Origin of the sequence: Streptomyces sp. NBC_00859, assembly GCF_045161865.1 — a bacterium.
Taxonomy (GTDB): Bacteria; Actinomycetota; Actinomycetes; order Streptomycetales; family Streptomycetaceae; genus Streptomyces.
On sequence record NZ_CP108826.1, the window covers coordinates 5,355,883 to 5,376,486 of the forward strand.

Annotated in this window: 16 protein-coding genes; 10 read left to right on the forward strand and 6 right to left on the reverse strand. The window is 71.9% G+C overall.

Going from position 1 to position 20,604, the window contains the following annotated elements:
• Window positions 1-76: 76 nt before the first annotated feature.
• The 3 genes from OG584_RS23460 to OG584_RS23470 all read left to right on the forward strand — a co-directional run bounded on the left by OG584_RS23460 (window position 77) and on the right by OG584_RS23470 (window position 4,914).
• Window positions 77-1,312, forward strand: coding sequence for an EfeM/EfeO family lipoprotein (locus OG584_RS23460; RefSeq protein WP_405780687.1), 1,236 nt, complete (start codon window positions 77-79; stop codon window positions 1,310-1,312).
• Window positions 1,313-1,459: 147 nt separating this feature from the next.
• On the forward strand, window positions 1,460-2,713 hold the full coding sequence (gene efeB, locus OG584_RS23465; protein WP_405780688.1) for an iron uptake transporter deferrochelatase/peroxidase subunit: 1,254 nt from the start codon (window positions 1,460-1,462) through the stop codon (window positions 2,711-2,713).
• A gap of 317 nt (window positions 2,714-3,030) precedes the next feature.
• Complete coding sequence (locus OG584_RS23470) at window positions 3,031-4,914, forward strand: phospholipase C (RefSeq protein ID WP_405780689.1); 1,884 nt, start codon at window positions 3,031-3,033, stop codon at window positions 4,912-4,914.
• 90 nt (window positions 4,915-5,004) lie between these two features.
• Here the strand turns inward: OG584_RS23470 and OG584_RS23475 are convergent, their stop codons facing one another.
• Window positions 5,005-5,883 (reverse strand): hypothetical protein, encoded by an 879-nt coding sequence (locus tag OG584_RS23475; RefSeq protein WP_405780690.1) that lies wholly within the window; start codon window positions 5,881-5,883, stop codon window positions 5,005-5,007.
• Between the two features lie 142 nt (window positions 5,884-6,025).
• On the opposite strand from OG584_RS23475, the gene OG584_RS23480 reads away from it, so the two are divergent.
• The 4 genes from OG584_RS23480 (at window position 6,026) to OG584_RS23495 (ending at window position 11,092) form a co-directional block, all read left to right on the forward strand.
• Window positions 6,026-6,892, forward strand: a complete 867-nt coding sequence (locus tag OG584_RS23480; RefSeq protein WP_405780692.1) for an aminoglycoside phosphotransferase family protein — start codon at window positions 6,026-6,028, stop codon at window positions 6,890-6,892.
• A 167-nt stretch (window positions 6,893-7,059) separates the two neighbouring features.
• Window positions 7,060-9,672, forward strand: coding sequence for an alpha/beta fold hydrolase (locus tag OG584_RS23485; protein WP_405780693.1), 2,613 nt, complete (start codon window positions 7,060-7,062; stop codon window positions 9,670-9,672).
• Window positions 9,669-10,559, forward strand: a complete 891-nt coding sequence (locus tag OG584_RS23490; RefSeq protein WP_405780694.1) for an ABC transporter permease — start codon at window positions 9,669-9,671, stop codon at window positions 10,557-10,559. The genes OG584_RS23485 and OG584_RS23490 overlap by 4 nt, the downstream gene beginning before the upstream one ends.
• Before the next feature lie 71 nt (window positions 10,560-10,630).
• Window positions 10,631-11,092: a DUF1772 domain-containing protein gene (locus OG584_RS23495; protein ID WP_405780695.1), complete on the forward strand. Its 462-nt coding sequence runs from the start codon at window positions 10,631-10,633 to the stop codon at window positions 11,090-11,092.
• A gap of 413 nt (window positions 11,093-11,505) precedes the next feature.
• Here the strand turns inward: OG584_RS23495 and OG584_RS23500 are convergent, their stop codons facing one another.
• Both OG584_RS23500 and OG584_RS23505 read right to left on the reverse strand, forming a co-directional pair.
• On the reverse strand, window positions 11,506-11,961 hold the full coding sequence (locus OG584_RS23500; protein ID WP_405780696.1) for a tellurite resistance TerB family protein: 456 nt from the start codon (window positions 11,959-11,961) through the stop codon (window positions 11,506-11,508).
• A gap of 92 nt (window positions 11,962-12,053) precedes the next feature.
• Window positions 12,054-12,695, reverse strand: a complete 642-nt coding sequence (locus OG584_RS23505) for an HAD family hydrolase (RefSeq protein WP_405780697.1) — start codon at window positions 12,693-12,695, stop codon at window positions 12,054-12,056.
• Between the two features lie 193 nt (window positions 12,696-12,888).
• Here OG584_RS23505 and OG584_RS23510 point away from each other — a divergent pair, with 193 nt between their 5' ends.
• The 3 genes from OG584_RS23510 (at window position 12,889) to OG584_RS23520 (ending at window position 17,461) form a co-directional block, all read left to right on the forward strand.
• On the forward strand, window positions 12,889-13,788 hold the full coding sequence (locus OG584_RS23510) for an Lrp/AsnC family transcriptional regulator (protein ID WP_405780698.1): 900 nt from the start codon (window positions 12,889-12,891) through the stop codon (window positions 13,786-13,788).
• Between the two features lie 411 nt (window positions 13,789-14,199).
• A complete protein-coding gene (locus tag OG584_RS23515; RefSeq protein ID WP_405780699.1) occupies window positions 14,200-15,858 on the forward strand; it encodes an amidohydrolase in 1,659 nt (552 codons plus the stop codon).
• Window positions 15,859-15,967: 109 nt separating this feature from the next.
• Window positions 15,968-17,461 (forward strand): purine-cytosine permease family protein, encoded by a 1,494-nt coding sequence (locus tag OG584_RS23520; RefSeq protein ID WP_405780701.1) that lies wholly within the window; start codon window positions 15,968-15,970, stop codon window positions 17,459-17,461.
• Between the two features lie 51 nt (window positions 17,462-17,512).
• On the opposite strand, the gene lgt is transcribed toward OG584_RS23520, so the two are convergent.
• From lgt to OG584_RS23535, 3 genes are all read right to left on the reverse strand, one after another.
• Entirely contained in the window at window positions 17,513-18,478 is a 966-nt protein-coding gene (gene lgt / locus OG584_RS23525; RefSeq protein ID WP_405780702.1) for a prolipoprotein diacylglyceryl transferase, read from the reverse strand.
• 142 nt (window positions 18,479-18,620) lie between these two features.
• On the reverse strand, window positions 18,621-19,202 hold the full coding sequence (locus OG584_RS23530; RefSeq protein WP_405780703.1) for an NADPH-dependent FMN reductase: 582 nt from the start codon (window positions 19,200-19,202) through the stop codon (window positions 18,621-18,623).
• 123 nt (window positions 19,203-19,325) lie between these two features.
• On the reverse strand, window positions 19,326-20,474 hold the full coding sequence (locus OG584_RS23535; RefSeq protein ID WP_405780705.1) for an FAD-dependent oxidoreductase: 1,149 nt from the start codon (window positions 20,472-20,474) through the stop codon (window positions 19,326-19,328).
• Between the last annotated feature and the right edge of the window lie 130 nt (window positions 20,475-20,604).

Below are 20,604 nucleotides of genomic sequence, written 5' to 3' on the forward strand. Positions count from 1 at the left end.
CAGTTCGGGGGCGGGCCGGATGCCTAGCATGAACGGCGTCCGACCCGCCCCCGCCGCCGTACGAACGGAGCCCGCTGTGTCCAGCCGCGCCACCGGCACAGGCCGGGCGCCCGCCGCCGGCCGGCGTGTCCGGGCATCGGTGGCCGTCCTCGCCACCGCTGTCGCGGTCGCCCTCGGCGCCGCACTGGCCGCCGACGGATCCGCGGCTGCCGGACACCCCACGGCGAGCGCGTCCGACGGGCTGCGCCACACCGCCGTCGAGATATCCCCGGGCTCCTGCGGCCGTGGCTGGACCCGGCCGCGCCCCGGGACCCAGGTCTTCGACCTGACCAACACCTCCACCGGCCCGGCCGAGGCCGTCCTCACCGACCCGCGCACCGGCGCTGTCTACGCGGAGACCGAAGGGCTCGCCCCCGGGACGACCCGCGAGATGCGGGTGGCGCTCGGCGGCGGTGCGTACGCCTTCACCTGCCTGCCCGACGACGCGGACGCGGTGCGGGGCCCGACCGTGCACATCGCGGGTACCGCGAGGGGGAGCGGGCCGCGCGTGACACCCGTGACCGGGCACGACCTGGTCCCGCCGGTCCTCGCCTACCAGAAGTGGATCGGCGCCAGGGCAGCCGAACTCGCCCGGCGGACCGGCGCGCTCAGAAAGGCCGTCGACAGCGGAGACCTCACGGCAGCCCGTGCGGCGTGGCTGCCCGCACACCTGGTGTACGAGCGGATGGGCGCCGCCTACGGAACCTTCGGCGATGCCGACACCGCCATCAACGGCACCGGAGCGGGGCTGCCCGGCGGGCCGCACGACCCGGACTTCCAGGGCTTCCACCGCGTCGAGTACGGGCTGTGGCACGGCGAGTCCGCCGCCTCGCTGCGTGGCCCCGCCGACCGGCTCGACGCCGCCGTCCGCGCGCTCCGCGACGGCTGGCCGCAGCAGCGGATGGACCCGGCGGACCTGGGGCTCCGAGCCCACGAAGTCCTGGAGAACACCGTGCGGTTCGAGCTGACCGGACGCACCGACCGCGGCAGCGGCACCAGCCTCGCCACGGCCCGCGCCAACCTGGACGGCACCGGGAAACTCCTCTCCGTACTGCGGCCGTTGCTGGCTTCGCGCGACCCGGAGCTGCCGCGCCTGGAATCCTGGCTCGACCGCACGCGGCACACACTGGACGGATTCGGCCACGGCGGGCGGTGGATCCCGGTGGACCGGCTGAGGACCGCCGACCATGAGCGGCTGGACGCCGACGTCAGCCGGGCCACCGAGCTGCTGTCCTCGGTCGCCGTCATCTGCGACGTGCGCCGGACGGCGTGACCAGGCACGAAGAACCGCACGGCCGGCGGGTTGCGGGCCGGCCCCGGGGGAGGACACCATGCGGGTCGGCGGTACCCCAACGGCAGCCTGCGGGACGAGAATCCACGGCACGGCACGGCACGGCATGGGAACGGCAGGAGAAACGGCATGAGCGGGAACGGCGGGAACGGCGGGAACGACGTGCGCAGGCGCGGGTTCCTGCGGAGCGCGGCGCTCGGGATGGGATCCGTGGCGGCGGGGGCCTCCCTGGTCGGCGCGGACCGTCCCGCCGCAGCCACCGGTACGGCCGCTGCTCCGGCCGGCGCGCGTGCGGAGTTCCACGGCGTGCACCAGGCGGGAATCCTCGAAGCGCCCCAGCGGGCCACCGTCTTCGTGTCGTTCGACGTCACCGCCGACGACCGCAGGGAACTCACCGAGCTACTGCGCACCCTCACCGCGAGGGCCCGCTTCCTGACCGCGGGAGGCACCCCGCCCCCGCTCGGCATCACGGCTCCGCCCAGCGACTCGGGGGTGCTCGGGCCCCAGGTCCCCGCGGGCGGGCTGACCGTCACCGCCGGTGTCGGTGCCTCCCTGTTCGACGGCCGATTCGGGCTCAGGAGCCGCAAGCCGCTGCGGCTCACCACGATGCCGTCCTTCCCGGACGACGATCTGGACCAGGCCCAGTGTCACGGCGACCTCAGTGTGCAGCTCAGCGCCGACAGCCCCGACGTGGTGCTCCACGCGCTGCGGGACATCGCCCGGCACACCCGGGGCGGCATGCAGGTGCGCTGGCGGACGGACGGCTTCACCAGCCCGTCCCGGCCGAGCGGAACACCCCGCAACCACCTGGGCTTCAAGGACGGCACGGCCAACCCCGACGTACGGGACACCTCCGCGATGGACCGGCTCATCTGGGTGGGCGCAGGAGCCGAGCCCGACTGGACGGCAGGCGGCACCTACCAGGTGGTGCGGCTGATCCGGATGCTGGTGGAGTTCTGGGACCGGGTCTCGCTGACCGAGCAGGAGCGGATGTTCGGCCGCGCCCGCGACACCGGCGCCCCGCTCGACGGCAACCACGAGTCCGACTCACCGCGGTACGCCCAGGATCCGAAGGGCGATGTCATCCCGCTGGACAGCCACATCCGGATGGCCAACCCGCGGACGCCGAAGACCGATGGGCAGCGGCTGCTGCGCCGGGCGTACAACTACGACCGGGGTATGGACTCCAACGGCAACCTCGACATGGGGCTGCTCTTCTGCTGCTACCAGCAGGATCTCGCCCGGCAGTTCGAGACGGTGCAGAAGCGGCTGGCCGGTGAGCCCCTGGTTGACTACATCTCACCCTTCGGCGGGGGGTACTTCTTCGCCCTGCCCGGCGTACGCAACCGTACGGACTGGTTCGGCCGGGCGCTGCTCGCCTGACCCGGCGGGCCGCACCGCGCCTGACGACGGGCAGGCGCCCGCGCCCCGTTCCCCGCACGGCCCGTAAGCGTCCCGCCCCGCACGTCCGCCGTCCGTACGGCTCCCGCCCGTACCGCTCGCACTCGTACGGCTCCCGTCCGTACAAAGCGACGGTCAAGTCTTCCCCCGGACTTCCTGACCCGCTGTTCACCCCGCAGACACGGCCGCGCAGCTGCCCGGCCCCGGCGGTCGCGCACCATCCTCCGCGTAAGGACCCCTCAGGGGCCCTGAGCGACACGACAAGCAGGCAGACAGCCGACAGCGGAGGCACCGAGAGCATGGTCAGCACAGGGAGAACGGCGGGGCCCGGACGACGGGCGATACGGTGGGGCGCCTTCGCCGGAGCCGCGGCGCTCGCCGTCATCGGCGGCCCGGCTCCCGCGTTCGCGCACGGACCCGGCCACGCGCCCCAAGGCGGCGGCCACGCGACCGCGACGCCGGTCAAGCACCTGGTGGTGATCTTCCAGGAGAACGTCTCCTTCGACCACTACTTCGGTACGTACCCCAAGGCGGCCAACACCGACGGTACGAAGTTCACGGCGGCCCGGAACACCCCGAAGAACATCAACACCCTGAGCAACGCGGGGCTGCTGACGAAGAACCCGAACCAGTACACGCCCCGGCGGCTCTCCTCGTCGCAGGCGCTGACCTGCGACCAGAACCACAACTACGGGCCCGAGCAGTACGCGGCCAACGGGGGCAAGGCCGACCAGTACGTCCAGAACACCGACTCCGGCAAGTGCTCGGGCAGCCTCTTCGGCGAACCCGGCCTGGTCATGGACTACTACGACGGCAACACGGTCACCGGGCTGTGGAACTACGCCCAGCACTACTCGCTGGGCGACAACGCGTACAGCTCCAACTACGGCCCTTCGACGCCCGGCGCGCTCAATCTGATCTCCGGCCAGACGCACGGTGTGACCTCCGTCGACCCGGCTTCGGGTACCGAGCACCCGAAGCAGACGGCGAAGCCCGACGCGTACACGGTCGTTTCACCGGACTCCAAGGGTGTCGGCACGGTCACCAACGACCCGGACCCGGCGTACGACGACTGCTCGGACGCCGACCACACCAGCAAGAACGCGCTCGCCGTGATGCACGGCAGCAACATCGGTGACCTGCTGAACAAGAAGAACGTCAGCTGGGGCTGGTTCCAGGGCGGCTTCCGGCCCAGCGCCGCGTGGAGCGGCAAGCAGAGCGACTACGCGAAATGTGCCGGGACCGCCCACGCCAACACCGGCGGCGCCGCTTCCGTCGACTACAGCGCCCACCACGAGCCCTTCCAGTACTACAGGTCGACGTCCAATCCGCACCACCTGGCCCCGAAGAGCGTCAGCGAGATCGGCCACAGCGGACGGGCGAACCACAACTACGACCTGACGGACTTCGACACCGCCCTGAAGTCGGACCGGCTGCCCGCGGTGAGCTTCCTGAAGGCGTCCGAGTTCCAGGACGGCCACGCCGGATACTCCGACCCGACCGACGAACAGCACTTCCTCGTCGGGCAGATCAACAAGCTCCAGAAGTCCCCGCAGTGGAAGGACACGGCCGTCGTCGTCGCCTATGACGACTCCGACGGCTGGTACGACCACGCGTACGCCACGCCGCAGAACGGCTCGAAGGACACCACGGCTGGCTCCAACGGCAAGGCCACCGACAGCCCCGCCTGCCAGACAGGGCCCCGCCCGGCCGGTGGCTACGCCGACCGCTGCGGCCCCGGCACCCGCCAGCCGCTGCTCGTCATCTCCCCGTACAGCAAGGTCAATTCGGTCGACCACACCCGTACCGAGCAGGCCTCGGTCACCCGGTTCATCGAGGACAACTGGCACACGGGCCGGATCGGCGACGCCTCGTTCGACGCCCGCGCCGGATCGCTGACGTCGGCCTTCGACTTCAGGCACCCGAACGACAAGCAGGTGCTGCTCAACACGGACGGATCGGTGCAGTCCGTACGTCGCATCCCGGCGCAGGCGTCGCGCCCGCACGGCGCGGCGGTCACCAACGCGGCCCGAACGGCGGTCCGTTCCGAGCTGGCGTCCCGGAAACTCGCGGCGGACACCTCTTCGCCGGCCGCGCTGCCGGCCGGTATCGCCGCGGCGGCACTGGTGGCCGCGGGCACTGTCCTCATGGTGCGGCGGCGCAGGGCACGTACCGAGGGGTGAACCCCCTGAGCTGATTCCACAGCGGCGTTGAGCCCCCGCCCCGCCCGTCCGGAAAGGCGGGCGGGGCGGGGGCGATCCCCGCTCAGCGGATCAGCTCGCCGGCTGCCCCGACTGAGCAGGCCCGCCCGACTGCTGCTTCTTGATCGCGTCGGTCAGATCCGCGGTGTCCGCGGCCGGCGGGGTCTGCGCGGTCTTCGCGGGCCCGAACTTGTTGAAGTCGATCGACACGTTCACGGTGCCGATGTTCTCCTTCATCCGGACGGGCATGTCATGGGAGTCGACCCAGACGTCGAAGCCGATCGAGTCCACGCCGCCGAGGAACTGCTGGAGCAGCTCCTTCGTGTCCTTGGACCCCAGGTCGGCTCCGGCTGCTACGAGATCCTTCTTCGAGACGCTGGCGTGGTAGTGGGTCGCCTCCCTGCCGAGGACGGTCTCCTTGCCGATCTCCTTGGCGTTCCTGGCGTACTTCAGGGACTGCAGCCCCTGCGTCGGGTCGGCGTTGGTGTTGTTCAGCGCGGACGAGCCCTGCTCCCCGAGGACAGCCGACGAGTCGACCTTCATCCAGTGCTTGCCCTTCAGCGGTCCGCTCGGCTGCGGAACGACGTTGTAGTAGTAAGCGCCGTGCACCAGCAGCATGTTCACGTTCTTGCCCGGGGCCAGCTGGGTCATGCCGACCGCCTTCGCGTCCATCTGCACGTCGAAGGAGAGACCGGTACCCCAGGAGTACGTCCCCGACATCGTGGTCGGTGTGCCGCCGGACACCGATGTGGCCATGGTCACATCGGCCGAGCCGTACTTCTTTGTGCTGGCGGTCGCCCGCTGGAGGGCGGCCAGCGGCTGCGCCGCGGCCTTCACCGCCTGGTGGGCCGCCTTCTTCGTCTCCCCCGCGGAACAGCCGGTCACCCCCGCGACCGCTATGACCGCCGCCGCGCACAGCGCGACTCTGCCTGCCTTCGTGCTCGTGTTCATGTCCCCACCCCTTTTGAATTCGCTTGTGACCAGGAGAGCTTAGACGGCGGATATCCAGGGGCGGGCAGCCGGTGATCGGGGGTAATTTGGTGCGGCACCCGCGCGTCGGGACGGCGGACGGCAGGCGACGGGGGAGAGCGGGATGGCCACAGCGGAAGCAGGACGGAGGTCGGGCAACCGGGCCCGTCTGATCGCGCGCTTCGGCCCCATGGCCGGACCCTGGTACGACGCACTCCCCGCGCTCGTGGACGGCCTCGCCCGGCGATGGGGTCTCGACGTCGGCGAGGCGGGCGGCGGCGGCACCTCACGCGTGTACCGCTGCTCGCGCCACCGCGACGGGGACAGCGCCACGGTGTGGCTGAAGCTCACGCCCGATCCGGTCGTCGCCGGCCAGGAGGCCGAGGCGCTGACCGTCTGGTCAGGCGCACCGTCCGTCGTCCGGCTGCTCGACAGCGACCTCGGCGTCGGCGCGCTGCTGCTCGCCGGGGTGGAGCCGGGTACGCAGATCCGGGAGCACGTCCGGCGGACCGAGGATGTGGCCCGGCTCCTGGTGGACCTGCGCACCGCGTCCCGAACCCGTACGCCCCGGCTCCCGCCGCTCGGCGAACGGATCAACTTCCTCTACGACATGGCCGCTCGACGCGGTACCCACGGCCCGGAGCCGGTGGCACGCGGGAGGGCGGCTGCGCTCGCCCTCGCCGGGACCGGTCCGGCCGACGGTCTCGTGCACGGCGATCTGCACCCGGGAAACGTGCTCGTCGGCCCGGCGGGCCGGCTCATCGCCATCGACCCCCGGCCTGCCCTCGGCGACCCGGACTTCGACGTGGTGGACTGGGCGATCGACGGCGTCACGGACGAGCGCGGACTGAGGTGCCGGATCGCGGCGCTGGCCGCCCTCGTACCCGGGATGTCGGCGGACCGGGTGCTCGGCTGGTGCCGGGCGACCGCTCCGCTCAGCGCGGGCGCGCCGGCGTTCCTGCTCGACCCGGCGGCGGTCCGGCGGGGCTGACCCGAACCGCTCGGCCCGCCGCCCTTCCGGACCGCCGCTCCCGGCGACCGCTCCGTGCGGCTACTCCCGCTGCGGTACGACAGCCCGTCCCCCTACTCCGCCAGTACGCCGGGCGGTTCCACCCGGTGGCCCGCTCCGCCGTCCGAGCGGGCGCTTAGGGTTCAGGCATGAAGCTACGCAAACCCCGTGGCCGGGTGCTCGCCGGCGCGGCCGCGGCACTCGCCGTCCTCATCGGGGCCGGTACGTGGACGGCCGTCGCATCCGACGGGCCGGCGCCCGTGCACCGCGAGGACCGGCTGATGGCGGTTGACGGGGTACGTATCGACACGTCGTACTTCACGTCGGGCGGTTCGGGGAGGCGGCCCGCCGTGCTGCTCGGACACGGCTTCGGCGGCAGCAAGGACGACGTGAAGTCGCAGGCCCAGCAGCTCGCACGGGACGGATTCGCGGTGCTGACCTGGTCGGCGCGCGGCTTCGGGAAGTCGACCGGTGCCATCGGGCTGAACGACCCCGGACACGAGGTCAAGGACGTGTCACGGCTGATCGACTGGCTGGCGAACCGCCCTGAAGTACAGCTGGACAAGCCCGGTGACCCGCGCGTCGGCGTCACCGGTGCCTCGTACGGCGGCGCGATCTCCCTGCTCGCCGCCGGTTACGACCACCGCGTCGACGCCGTCGCACCGCAGATCACCTACTGGAACCTGGCCGATTCACTCTTCCCCGACGGGGTGTTCAAGAAGCTCTGGGCCGGGATCTTCATCAACTCCGGGGGCGGCTGTGCCCGCTTCGAGGAGCAGCTCTGCGCCATGTACGAACGCGTCGCGGAGAACGGCAGGCCGGACGCCGCGGCCCGCAAGGTGCTCGAAGAGCGCAGCCCGTCCGCGGTGGGCAGCCGGATCAAGGTGCCCTCGCTGCTCGTGCAGGGCCAGACCGACTCGCTGTTCCCGCTGGGGCAGGCGGACGCCGCCGCGAAGCAGATCAGCGCCAACGGCGCGCCCGTGTCGGTCGACTGGATCTCCGGCGGCCACGACGGAGGCGACCAGGAGGGCAGCCGGATCAACCGGCGCATCTCCTCCTGGTTCGACCGCTACCTCAAGGGCGACAAGGGCGCGGACACCGGACCCGCCTTCCGGGTCACCCGTACCGGCGGGGTCGATTCGACCGACGGCGCCGCCCAGCTGAGGGGCGCGAGCAGCGGCAGATACCCCGGCCTGGAGAGCGGCGGGCACCCGCTCGCGCTCACCGGCCGCGAGCAGACCGTGGAGAACCCGGCGGGCGGCGCGCCGCCCTCGATCTCCGCCGTACCGGGCGTCGCGGCACTCTCCCAGCTCTCGGGCCTCGGAGTGGGGCTCTCGCTGGACCTGCCGGGCCAGTACGCGCGCTTCGACTCCGCGCCGATGGCCACCGCCCTCACCGTCACCGGCTCGCCCAGGATCAGGGTCAGGGTGAAGTCCACGACGCCGGACGCCGTGTTCTTCGCGAAGGTGTACGACGTGCCGCCGGGTGGCAAGCAGCAGGTGCTGCCCCACCAGCTCGTCACGCCGGTCCGCGTCACGGGGGCGAAGGCGGGCCGGACGGTCGGGCTGACCCTGCCGGCCATCGACCACAAGGTCGAGGCGGGCCACCGGCTGCGGCTGGTCATCGCATCGACCGACCTCGGCTACGCCTCACCCGCGTCCCCCGCCACGTACACCGTCTCGCTCGACGGGGCGCTCAACGTCCCCACGGTGCCCGCGCTGCACACCGCGAGCGCCGGGTTCGCCTGGTGGGTGTGGGGCCTTCCCGCACTGGGCGCGCTGATCGCGGCCGGGCTGCTCGTCCCGCGGCGCAGGTCCGTACCCGCACCCGACCCGGCCCTGGCGCAACTGCCGCTGCGGATCACCGGACTGACCAAGAAGTACGCCAAGTCCGCCGACCGTTACGCGGTCCGCGACCTGTCCTTCGAAGTCGGGAAGGGCCAGGTGCTCGGCCTGCTCGGGCCCAACGGCGCGGGCAAGACGACCACACTGCGCATGCTGATGGGACTCATCGCCCCGGACGGCGGTGAGATCCGGGTCTTCGGGCACGCGATCCGGCCGGGCGCGCCCGTCCTCTCGCGCGTCGGAGCGTTCGTCGAGGGGGCCGGGTTCCTGCCGCATCTCTCGGGACGGGCCAACCTCGACCTGTACTGGCAGGCCACCGGCCGCCCCACCGAGGACTCGCACGTCGCCGAGGCGCTGGAGATCGCCGGGCTCGGCGACGCGCTGGAACGAGCGGTCCGTACGTACTCGCAGGGCATGCGGCAGCGGCTCGCCATCGCCCAGGCCATGCTCGGCCTGCCCGACCTGCTGATCCTCGACGAGCCGACGAACGGTCTCGACCCGCCGCAGATCCGCGAGATGCGGGACGTGATGATCCGGTACGCGGCCGACGGCCGGACCGTCATCGTCTCCAGCCACCTGCTGGCCGAGGTCGAACAGTCCTGTACCCATCTGGTCGTCATGGACCGGGGGCAGCTCATACAGGCCGGACCCGTCGCCGAGATCACCGGCAGCGGGGACACCCTGCTCGTCACCTCCGCCGAGGAGTTCACCGAGGCGCTGGCCGGGAAGGTGGCCGCGCTGCCCGGCATCGGCTCCGCCGTGCGGACGGACGACGGACTGCTCGTACGGCTCGACGGTGCCACCCCGGCCGCGCTCGTCGCGGAACTGCTGCGCCTGGACGTGCCGTTGACCGGTGTGGGCGCGCACCGCCGCCTGGAGGACGCGTTCCTCACCCTGATCGGAGGCCAACCCGCATGAGTACGACTGTCCTCCCGGACCCGGCGGCACCGGGCCCCGCGGCGGCCGCCGCGCCGGGCTACCGTGCGCGGCACACGCTGCCCCTGCTCGTCGAGGCGAAGCGGCAGTTCAGGCGCAGGCGCACGCTCGCGATGGGCGCCGTGCTCGTCGCCCTGCCGTTCATCCTGGTCGCGGCGTTCGCGGTCGGCGGCACCCCCAGCGGCGGCGGCCGGAACGGGCCGACGCTGATGGACACCGCGACGGCTTCCGGCGCGAACTACGCGGCGACCTGCCTGTTCGTGTCGGCGGGCTTCCTGCTCGTGGTGCCGGTCGCGCTCTTCTGCGGCGACACGGTGGCGTCGGAGGCGGGCTGGTCCTCGCTGCGCTACCTGCTCGCCGCGCCCGTGCCGCGGGCAAGGCTGCTGTGGAGCAAGCTCACGGTCGCCCTGACGTTCAGCCTGGCGGCGATGGTGGTGCTGCCGGTGGTGGCGCTCGCGGTGGGCACGGTCGCGTACGGCTGGGGCCCGCTGGAGCTGCCCACCGGGGGCTCGCTCGCCGCGGCGGACACGGTGCCGCGGCTCGCCCTCGTGGTCGCCTTCATCTTCGTGTCCCAACTGGTCACCGCGGCACTGGCGTTCTGGCTGTCGACCAAGACGGACGCGCCGCTGGGCGCGGTCGGCGGCGCGGTCGGGCTGACGATCGTGGGCAACGTCCTGGACGCGGTGACCGCGCTCGGCTCCTGGCGCGACTTCCTGCCCGCACACTGGCAGTTCGCCTGGGCGGACGCGTTGCAGCCCCAGCTCGAATGGGGCGGCATGGTCAAGGGCGCGGCGGTGTCGGTGGCGTACGCGCTGGTGCTCTTCGCCCTGGCCTTCAGGGGGTTCGCGCGGAAGGACATCGTGTCGTAACCGGCGGGAAGCCGTGTGAGGTGCACCGAACCGGGCTGCGCCGCGCGCCGGGCCCCGTCATGATGTGCGGCATGGCCACCACACTGCTCGCGCTCGCCGTACTGTCCACCGGTCTCTACGCGGGCTTCATGTTCGCCTTCGCGGTCGGGGTCATGCCAGGGCTGAAACTGCTCACCGACGAGCAGTTCAGCGCGGCGATGCGCCGTATCAACGAGAAGGTTCCTGGCCCCTGGTTCCTGCTGGTCTTCCTCGGCGTGGTCGCCCTGCCCGCCGTGGCCCTCGCCGTAGCGGTCGACGGGCGTACGGGGACGGCGCGTTGGCTGCTCGCCGCGGGCCTGGCCTGCGCGGTGGTCAGCCATCTGGTGACCGTCGCCGGGAACGTGCCCCTCAACAGCGCCCTCGCGGCCCCCGCCGGCCGGGGGGACGGCGCCGCCCGCGCGGCTTTCGAGACGCGGTGGAACCGTCTCCACCTGGTCAGGACGGTCGTGTCGACGGCGGCCTTCGCCCTGGTGACCGGTTCCGCGCTGGCGTAGCGGCGGCCCGGCCCGTCCGTGGGCCGAGCCACGGACGCCGGTCCTGGCCGGCCGGCTTGCCCTGGCCCCGACCGCCCTGGGTCATCGCTGTTCACGCGGGGTGTGGTCCGGATCAGCGGGGCCACGGCCGGCACGCTCAGCCCTGCGGAGCCGCTGCTCGCCCGTTGCTCGGGATCGCGCTCATCGGGGAACGGCTGAGCCCTTCGGGTGCGGCGGGTGCGGTGCTCCTCCTGGGCGGGCTGGTCCTGGTCTCCGCACTGGCCCTGTCTACGCACCGGTCTGCCGCCGGGGCGGCCGGCCGACGGGGGCCGGGCGGGACGAGGTTGGCGGAGGCCACGCCTCCCGCGCCGTCCGGACGGGGACGCGCGAGGAGGCGTAGCCGGACGGCCCGACTCAGCGGTGCGCAGGAGTCCTCAGAGGTCGAACTCGGTCGGGGCGATGCCCAGCGCGAAGCACGCCTCGCGGACGACGCCCTGCTCGGACTTGTCGAAGTTGCCGTCGGCGCCGCCGATGACGATGCCGATCTGGATGACGGCGCGAGCCTCCGTGGGCTTCTTGCTGACCTTGCCGATGGTCTGGAGGATGCTGACCTTGCCGAAGTCGAAGTCGGCGGTGAGCTTCTGGCAGTAGTCGTTGAAGCGCGTCTGAAGGTCGTCCGCCGGGAAGTTCTGCAGAACGTCATTGGTGGCGATCAACGAGGCGACACGCTGCCGCTCCGCGGGATCGATCGAGCCGTCGGCCGCGGCTACCAGCGCGCACATGGCCATGCTGGCATCCCGGAATCCGCCGCTCTTGAGGTCGTTCTTCTTCGCGTCGAGCTGCGTCTGCATCGTCTTCGCAGAGTCCTTCAAGCGGTCCCACAGGGCCATCAGCCGTCTCCTCGTTCACCACCGCGTGACCATTTTGATCACTCTTTACGGAGAGACAACGGCCGGGCCGGTCAGGAAGTGCCCGCCCGGCGTCACTCGGCGAGAGCCGCCGCGAGCCGCGTCAGACTGTTGATCCGCCAGTCCGCCGCGGCGACGACATCGGGATCGTCGGCCCACATGTGGCCCCACGGCCCGCGACGCAGATGCGCGGTGCGCAGCCCGGCGGCCTTCGCCGGGAAGATGTCGTTCTGCGGGTGGTCGCCCACGTACACGGTGGCGTCGGGAGCGGCGCCCGAGGCGGCGATGACCCGCTCGAAGAAGGCCGGGTCGGGCTTGCTCACACCCCACTCGTCGGAAGTGACGACGAGGTCGGCCGGCAGATCGAGCCCGCGCAGCAACTCACCTGCCTTCACCGTCTGGTTCCCGGCGACCACGACCCGGAAGCCGAGCCCGCGCAGCGCCGACAGGGCGGGGCGCACATCGGGGTAGAGGTCGCTCTCGTCGAGGTGCTCGCCGCGGCCCGCGACCTCCCGCGCACGGTAGGCCTCGGTGATGTCCATGCCGGGTTTCAGCAACTGCAGCGCGTCGGTGTGGTCATGTCCTCGGGCGGTGACCGCGCCGACGAGCGCGGACACGGTGTGGGAGGGGATTCCGAGCCAGTCCGCCCAGGAACGCCAGTACCGGTCGTCACGGGTGAGGGTCTCGCCGACGTCGAACACGATCGTCTCAATCACCACTTGCACACTACGGTGCGCGTGGCCTGTCGGCGGGCCGCCGCGGGAAACACGCGGGTAAGGATCCCGTACGCACCGGGCGGGAGCGGGAGCGGGAGCAGGAGACAGGGAAGCAGAAGCAGAAGAAGGCGCAGGCGCAGGCGCCGGTCGCGGCGGACGGCGGACCCGGCGCGCGTGGCAGACTGACTGTCCGATGAACCTCGACTCCACCGACCTCGCGCTCGTCCACCTCCTCCAGGAGGACGGCCGTACGTCCTACGAGACACTTGCCGCGCGCGTCGGCCTCTCCCGCGCGGCAGCCCGCGCACGGGCGCTGCGGCTCACCGAGGACGGGATCCTGCGGATCGTCGGAGTCATCCACCCCGCGGTGCTGGGGCGTACGGTCAGCGCGCACGTGGCGATCGACGTCGACGGCCCCGCCGAACCCGTGGCGCGGACCGTGGCCGGGCTGTCCGAAGCGGTCTTCGTGACGCTGACCGCCGGCCGGCGCCCGGTCATCGCGGAGCTGCGGACATCCGATTTCGGCGCGCTGAGCAGCCTGGTGGCGGATGTCGCGCGGCTTCCGGGCGTACGGGGCGTGGACACGACCCCGTACACGCGCGTGCTCAAGGACCCCTACCTGCCGGTGACTTCGCCCGGCACGGTGAGCCTGGACGAGACGGACCACGCGATTCTGCGGGCACTGCAGACCGACGGACGCATGTCCTACGCCGAACTCGCAGCACGGATCGCCATGTCCGCCGCCGCCGCGCGCACCCGCTCGCTGCGACTGCTGGACGCCGGTGTCTTCCGGGTCGCTGCCCTCGTGCGCCCTGGAACCCTCGGGATGGGCCACCTGGCGGGCTTCTCGTTGCGCCGCTCCGGCGATGGGCAGGGCGCGGCCGGGGTGGGCGGCCTGCTCGCCACCGAGCAGGTGCAGTTCGCCGCGGAGTGTGTCGGCCGGGCGGACGTCATCGGCACGGTCGGGGGCGAGACTCTCGCCGACGTGCTGGCCTCGCTGGAGACGTTGCGCGCCCTGGACGGCGTGCACGGCCTGGAGAGCTGGCTCCATCTGGAGCTGGTCAAGGAGCGTTACGACTCCCTGACGGGCTGACCCGCAGCCGACTCCCTGACGGGCTGACCCGCAGCACCGCCTGCTCTGCCTGGCGCCGCCCGCTCTCCCGCCGTACCCGCTCCATCTCCATCCGGCTGCCGCACCGTCCCACCGTTTCCGTCCCACCGTTTCCGTCGTGCCCGCCCCTGGCCGTACGCGCTTCGTTCGCGACCACTCTTCGGCGCGAGCGAAAAGTTCTTCATTCACCCCTCTGGATAATCTTTCGCTTGCGTCGTACTGTCGCAGTCAGCGGATCGCTCGCACACGGCTGCGCCGGGCGTCGATTCGCTTCCCACGGGCCCCGGCCCGGGTCCCTGCGCCGCTGGTCGCGTGCGCCGGGTCCGACCGGAAGCAGCGCCCGCCCACCGGGAACGCGAGCCCTCCCGCACTACGCACCACCGGAGCACCTACATGGCCACCACGCCCGCAGCACACCAGGACCGCACCCTCCTCGTCACCGGCGGGACCGTCCACACCCTCACCCCGGGGGGCCGCGCCGAGGCCCTCGCGGTGCGCGGTGAGCGCATCGTGCACGCGGGCACCGCCGAGGAGTGCCGGGCCGCGCTGGACGGACGGGTGGACGAGCGGCTGGACCTCGGCGGACGGCAGCTGATGCCCGGCTTCGTCGACGCGCACTGCCACCCCGTGATGTACGGACAGAACCTCGCCTGGGCCGACGTGCGGCCCGAGACCGTCGCGGACATCGACGGGCTGGTCACCGCGCTCCGCCGGCACGCGGAAGGGCTCCGCCAGGACGCCCCGCTGCGCGGCTTCGGCTACGAGCACCGCAGGCTGGCCGAGGGCCGCCACCCCACCTGCCAGGACCTCGACCGCGTCGCCACCGATCGCGAGGTCTACGTGATGAACGCGTCCGGCCACGGTGGCGTCGTGAACACCTACACCCTGCACAAGTACGGCATCACCGCCGGCACCCCCGACCCGCTCGGCGGCCGCATCGGCCGTACGGCGTCCGGCGAGCCCAACGGCGAGCTGTGGGACGGAGCCTGCGACCTCCTGACAGGACCTGACGGGGTGAAGATCACCAACCACGGCCCGAACTTCCACCTCGACGACCCGGCCGACATCATGCGCGGCCATCTGCTCCGGGCCCAGCAGACCTTCCTCGCCGCCGGGGTCACCACCATCGGTGACGCCCAGGCCTCCCGCCGCGAACTCTCCACGTACCTGCGCGCCCGCGACGCCGGTGACCTGCGGATGCGCACGTCCGTCTATCTGACCTCCGCGCTGCTCGACACCGCCCTCGACCTCGGGCTCGGCAGCGAACTCGGCGACGACCAGCTGCGGATCCAGGGCGTCAAGCTCTACGCGGACGGCACACTGGGCGGCTGGACCGCCTACTTCCCCGAGGGGTACGCGGCCGACTGCTGCAACCACGGGCAGCTCTACCACGACCCCGCCGAGTACGCGGACCTGGTGCTGCGCGCCCACCGGGCGGGGTTCCAGACCGCCACCCACGCGCAGTCCCCTTACGCCATCGGCATGGTCCTGGACGCCGTCGCGAAGGCGCTCGCCGACACGCCCCGCGCCGACCCCAGGCACCGCGTCGAACACTGCGGACTCCCCACCGACGACGAGATCACCCGCATGCGGGAACTGGGCGTGCACGCAGTGCTCCAGCCGCAGCACCACCTCCGCACCGGTGACGGCACGCTCACCGCGATCGGCGAGATGGGCCACCGCTACAACCCGGCGGGTCTGCTCCAGTCGGCTGGCACGGAGTTCGCGTTCAGCTCGGACGCGCCCGTCGCGCCGCCCCGGCCGTTCGAGGCGGTCGCCGCCGCCGCGAGCCGGGAGACCGTGCTCGGCACCCGGCTCGGCACCCCGGAGATGCGGCTCGCGGTGGCGGACGGCATCCGTGCGCACACGCTCGGCGGAGCGCGGGCGCTGCACCGCGAGAACGAGGTGGGCAGCCTGCGCGCCGGGGCCTTCGCCGACTTCGTCATCACGGCCGCCGACCCGTACCGGACCGAGGACCTCGCGCAGCTCGCCACGACCGGCGTCGACGAGACCTGGATCGGCGCCCGCCAGGTCTGGTCCGCCACCGCCTGACCGGCCCCGGCTCCACCGATCCCGCGCGCACCGAACCCAGGCTGTTCACCGACTACGGCACACCGTGCCCGTCCGCCCCAGCGGCCGCCACCGTGAAGGAGCACCACTGATGAGCACCACCGCACAGCCGGACCCGCCGGGAGCGGGCACGGCCGAACGCACCGGCGGCCACGCAGCGGGCGCGGTCGAACAGCACGGCTACGACTTCATCCCCGAGGCCGAGCGGTACATGACCCCGCGCCAACTCGGGTTCTTCTGGGCGGGGATCAACTCCTACCAGTTCTTCTTCGTGCTCGGCGCGGGCGCCATCGCCCTCGGCCTCTCGCTCGTCCAGGCCCTGATCGCGGTGGTGGTGGGAAACGCGCTGTTCGGCCTCGTCGCCTACAGCTCGATCGCCGGTCCGCGCGCCGGGCTGCCCGCGCTCACACTGAGCCGTGCGCCGTTCGGAGTGTTCGGCAACCGCATCAACGCGCTGTTCACCTGGGCCATGTCCCTGGGCTTCAAGACGGTCAACGGCCTCCTCGGGGTCTTTGCCGTACTCGCCCTCTTCGACCGGCTCGGCTGGCACCACTCCGGCGCCCCGGGCAAGGTCCTGGCGACCCTGCTCGTACTGGGTGCCGCCATCGTCATCGCGGTCACCGGGCACCGCCTCCTGGTCAAGGTCCAGCCGTACTTCGCGGTGGCGGTGGCCGTGGTCTTCGCGCTGCTGCTCTGCTTCACCGTCGGCGGGGTGGACTGGAACTGGCACCCGCCGCACCACGCGGGAGGCGGCGGCAACTGGCTCGCCCTGATCGTGTCCGCCGCCGCGCTGATCGCGTCCGGGTCGCTGTCGTACCTGGTGGTCTCGCCTGACTACGCCCGCTACCTGCCTTCCGGTACCCCGGTCCGCAAGGTGTTCCCACGGGTGCTCGGCGGCGGCGCCGGGATGGCCGTCTATCTGGGCATCGCGGGCGTCCTGGTCGCCACCCGTACGGACCTCACCGACCCGGTGGCGGGCGTCCAGCCACTGGTGCCCGGCTGGCTGTACGTCCTTTACATCGTGGCCTGCTTCCTGGGCTCGATCTCCAACAACGCCTCGGTCTTCTACTCGTCGGGCCTCGCGATCCAGGCCATCGGCATCCCGCTGAAGCGCTGGCTCGCCACAGCCCTGGACGCCACCCTGGCCCTGGCGGCTGTCCTGCTGATCCTCTTCGTGTACGACTTCGAGACCGCGCTGAACGAATTCCTGTCACTGGTCAATGTCTGGGCGGGGCCGTTCGCCGCCGTCTGGATCGTGGACGGCGTCCTGCGCCGCTGGCACTACGACCAGCACGACATCCACACCAGCGACCGGAGCAGCCGGTACTGGGGCGTCGGCGGGGTCAACGTCCAGGGCCTCATCGCGCTCGCCTGCGGCATGGCCACCGGGCTGCTCACCATCAACTCGCCCCTGCTGCACAGCTGGCTGAGCGGCCGGCTGGGCGGCGCCGACCTCTCCTGGTTCCTGCCGATCCTGGTCTCCGGTGCGGCCTATCTGCTGCTGGCGGGACGGCGGGTGCGGGGCGAGCGGGAGCAGGTCGACGGGGAGCAGGGCGACCGGGGGAGCCGCCCGACGCGTCCCTGACCGGGGAGAAGGCAGAGGGCCCAGGGCTCCGGGCGGGGCGGGCGGGCTGTGCTACCCGTCCGTCCGGTCCGCTCGGTCCGTCCGGTCCGGCTGATCCATCCGGCCTGTTCGGTCACGGTCGGAAAGGGCGCTGCTCTTCGAGGACCCGCTACCGGAGGCCGCATCCGGGTCGGTGCCATGCCCGTCCCCGCTCCCGGCATCGGGCCCGGAGGCGGCATCGGGGCCGGGGCGCCGCCGGGTGGCGACGAGGTAGACGACGGCCCCGGCGAACAGGGCGACGGACACCCAGTCGTTCAGCCGCAGGCCCAGGAAGTGGTTGGCATGGTCGATCCGCAGAGCCTCGATCCAGGCCCGGCCCGTGGTGTACGCCAGCACGTAGCAGGCGAACAGCCGTCCCCTGCGGGGCCGGTAGCGCCGGTCCAGCCACAACAGCAGCGCCATCACGCCGAGATCCCACAGGGACTCGTAGAGAAACGTCGGATGGTAGAGACCGACGGACGGGCTGGAGCCGGGCCGGTGCGCGGGGTCGATCAACAGGGCCCAGGGCAGATGGGTGGGGCCGCCGAAAAGCTCCTGGTTGAAGTAGTTGCCCCACCGGCCGATCGCCTGAGCCAGCACCAGACCGGGAGCGGCCGCATCCGCGAAGTCGGCCAGCGCGATGCCCCGGCGCCTGCACCCCAGCCAGGCTCCCACCGCGCCGAGGGCGACGGCGCCGGGGATGCCGAGCCCGCCGTCCCAGATGTACAGCGCCCGGATGGGCTGTTTCCCCGCGGTGAAGTACAGCTCGGGGTCGGTGATGACGTGATAGAGCCGCCCGCCGAGCACGCCGAACGGCACTGCCCAGAGCGCGATGTCGGCGATGTGGTCCCGGTTTCCGCCGCGGGCCGCCCAGCGGCGTCCGGTCAGCCACACCCCGGCGAAGATCCCGGCGATGATGCACAGCGCGTACGCCCTGATGGGGAACGGCCCCAGATGCCAGACGCCCTGGGACGGGCTGGGAAGGTACGCCAGGATCATCGGCGGGACCGCTCTCGACGTGAAGGTGCCCGACCGGGGCCGGAGGAACCCGCACGAGGTTACAGAGGACGCCGGACCTTCCGGTCTGTGACCCCTGCGGCCGGGGTCCGCGTACGGCGCCGGCTAGGTACCGCACCCGTCCTCAGGGAGCCGGGGTGGGCCCTGAACCGCGGATTCCGGCAAGGGCGGTGCTCCAGGACAGGAGCTGGTCGAGCATCGCCGTCAGGGCGGGGCCCTGGTGCTCGCCGGGAGTGAACGAGGCGCCGAACCCGTCGAAGTCGGTGCGCAGACTCAAGGTGACCTGCGCGGAGACGTCCGCGAGCTGCAGGGCGCCGAGGACCGGGCGCAGCGCTTCGACAGCGCGTACCCCGCCGTCCACGCCGTACGAGACGAGGCCGGCGGCCTTGTTGTTCCACTCCGCGTAGACACGGTCGAGGGCGTTCTTGAGGGCGCCGGGGAAGGAGTGGTTGTACTCGGGGGTGACGATCACATAGCCGTCATAGGCGGCGACGGTGGCGGCCCACTGTTGAGTGCAGGGGTAGGCGTAGCGGCCCATGGCGGGCGGGAAGGGCTCGTCGATCTGCGGAAGGTCGACCTCGGCGAGGTCGATGAGTTCGTAGTCGGCGTCACCGCGCTGCCGGGCCTGTTCGAGGACCCACTGCGCGACGCCGGCCCCGGCGCGTCCGGTGCGGGTGCTGGCGAGAATGACTGCGATCTTCGGCATCGTGTCTCCGTTGGGTGGTCAGCCGTTGCGGGCTTCAGCGACAGAGGGTTGGTGCCGGGGGTGTGAGCGGTACGGAGTCCGGACAGCCGGACCGTACGGTCTCTCCCCCCAGCCGGTTCGTCCTTACCGGGCCGTCGGGAGGGTGGTGAAGAACGCCACCATCTCCTCCAGGCCCCGCTCGCCGAACATCACTTCCATGCTGCCGGTGGATTCGGTCGCGGATGCCTCACTGCGGGGGAAGAGCGCTTCCTCGTACGCGGCCAGGGCGGCCTCTCTGCTGCCCGGTCGGGCCGCGATCGCCAGCCCGAGCTCGGCCCCGTCGAACATCGCCAGGTTGGCGCCCTCCCCGGCGAACGGCGACATCAGGTGTGCGGCGTCACCGAGCAGGGTCACACCGGGGGTGCGGTCCCAGCGGTGCCCGACGGGCAGGGCGTGGATGCGGCGCGGCGTGAGGGTGTCCGCGTCGGCCACCAGGCCGCGCAGGGACTCGTCCCAGTCCTCGAAGAGAGCCAGCACCGCGGCTTTGGCAGCGGCTGGATCCTGGAAATCGATCGTGTCCAGCCAGCCCTCGTCGGCCTTGAGAGCGGTGTAGACGTGCAGACTCCCGTCGGTCTCCCGGTGCGCGAGGAAACCTCGCTCGTGCCCCAGCGCGAGGAAGAACCCACCGCCGATGAGGGCGGCGCTGCGCGGATGCCGGTTGTCGGCATCCGGCAGATCGGTCTCCACGAAGGAGATTCCGGTGTAGGCGGGTTTGGCGTCCGATACGAGTGGCCGGACGCGTGACCACGCGCCGTCGGCGCCGATCAGCAGATCGGTGGTGACGGTGGAGCCGTCGGCGAAGGACACCTCGTGGCGGCCGTCGCCCAGCGCCCTTGCGCCGGTCACCTTGCTGCCCCAGCGGACCGTGCCGTCCGGCAGGGAGTTCAGCAGCAGGTCGCGCAGATCGCCGCGGTCCACCTCGGGCCGGCCACCGTCGCCTTCGTCCTCCGACGCGACGTGGACGGTGCCGTCGGGGCCGACCAGGCGCATGGCCTCGCCGCCCGTGTGAATGATCTTGCGGAATTCGTCGTGGAGGCCGGCGGCGTGCAGGGCCTTCTGCCCGTTCTCCTCGTGGATGTCGAGCATCCCGCCCTGGGTGCGGGCTTCGGCCGATGCCTCCAGCTCGAAGATGGTCGCCTCGATGCCGTTGACATGCAGGACCCGGGCGGCGGTCAGACCGCCCAGACCCCCGCCGATGATCGCGATGGGGACGTGCTTGGTGCTTGTGCTCATCAGATCCCTCCAGGAGAGGTGGTGCGTGTGCGCGGGTGAACGGGCCGGGCACCTCGTACGCATGCGATGTCCCGCATGCCATGTCCACATGACCGGCTCGAAGTCTTCGTTCGGATGACTCCACCGTAGC

Coding starts and splice junctions, on each gene's coding strand:
- OG584_RS23470 (WP_405780689.1), top strand. CDS start 3,031: ATGGTCAGCACAGGGAGAACGGCGGGGCCCGGACGACGGGCGATACGG.
- OG584_RS23515 (WP_405780699.1), top strand. CDS start 14,200: ATGGCCACCACGCCCGCAGCACACCAGGACCGCACCCTCCTCGTCACC.
- OG584_RS23480 (WP_405780692.1), top strand. CDS start 6,026: ATGGCCACAGCGGAAGCAGGACGGAGGTCGGGCAACCGGGCCCGTCTG.
- OG584_RS23475 (WP_405780690.1), bottom strand. CDS start 5,883: ATGAACACGAGCACGAAGGCAGGCAGAGTCGCGCTGTGCGCGGCGGCG.
- efeB (WP_405780688.1), top strand. CDS start 1,460: ATGAGCGGGAACGGCGGGAACGGCGGGAACGACGTGCGCAGGCGCGGG.
- OG584_RS23485 (WP_405780693.1), top strand. CDS start 7,060: ATGAAGCTACGCAAACCCCGTGGCCGGGTGCTCGCCGGCGCGGCCGCG.
- OG584_RS23500 (WP_405780696.1), bottom strand. CDS start 11,961: ATGGCCCTGTGGGACCGCTTGAAGGACTCTGCGAAGACGATGCAGACG.
- OG584_RS23490 (WP_405780694.1), top strand. CDS start 9,669: ATGAGTACGACTGTCCTCCCGGACCCGGCGGCACCGGGCCCCGCGGCG.
- OG584_RS23520 (WP_405780701.1), top strand. CDS start 15,968: ATGAGCACCACCGCACAGCCGGACCCGCCGGGAGCGGGCACGGCCGAA.
- OG584_RS23535 (WP_405780705.1), bottom strand. CDS start 20,474: ATGAGCACAAGCACCAAGCACGTCCCCATCGCGATCATCGGCGGGGGT.
- OG584_RS23495 (WP_405780695.1), top strand. CDS start 10,631: ATGGCCACCACACTGCTCGCGCTCGCCGTACTGTCCACCGGTCTCTAC.
- OG584_RS23530 (WP_405780703.1), bottom strand. CDS start 19,202: ATGCCGAAGATCGCAGTCATTCTCGCCAGCACCCGCACCGGACGCGCC.
- OG584_RS23510 (WP_405780698.1), top strand. CDS start 12,889: ATGAACCTCGACTCCACCGACCTCGCGCTCGTCCACCTCCTCCAGGAG.
- lgt (WP_405780702.1), bottom strand. CDS start 18,478: ATGATCCTGGCGTACCTTCCCAGCCCGTCCCAGGGCGTCTGGCATCTG.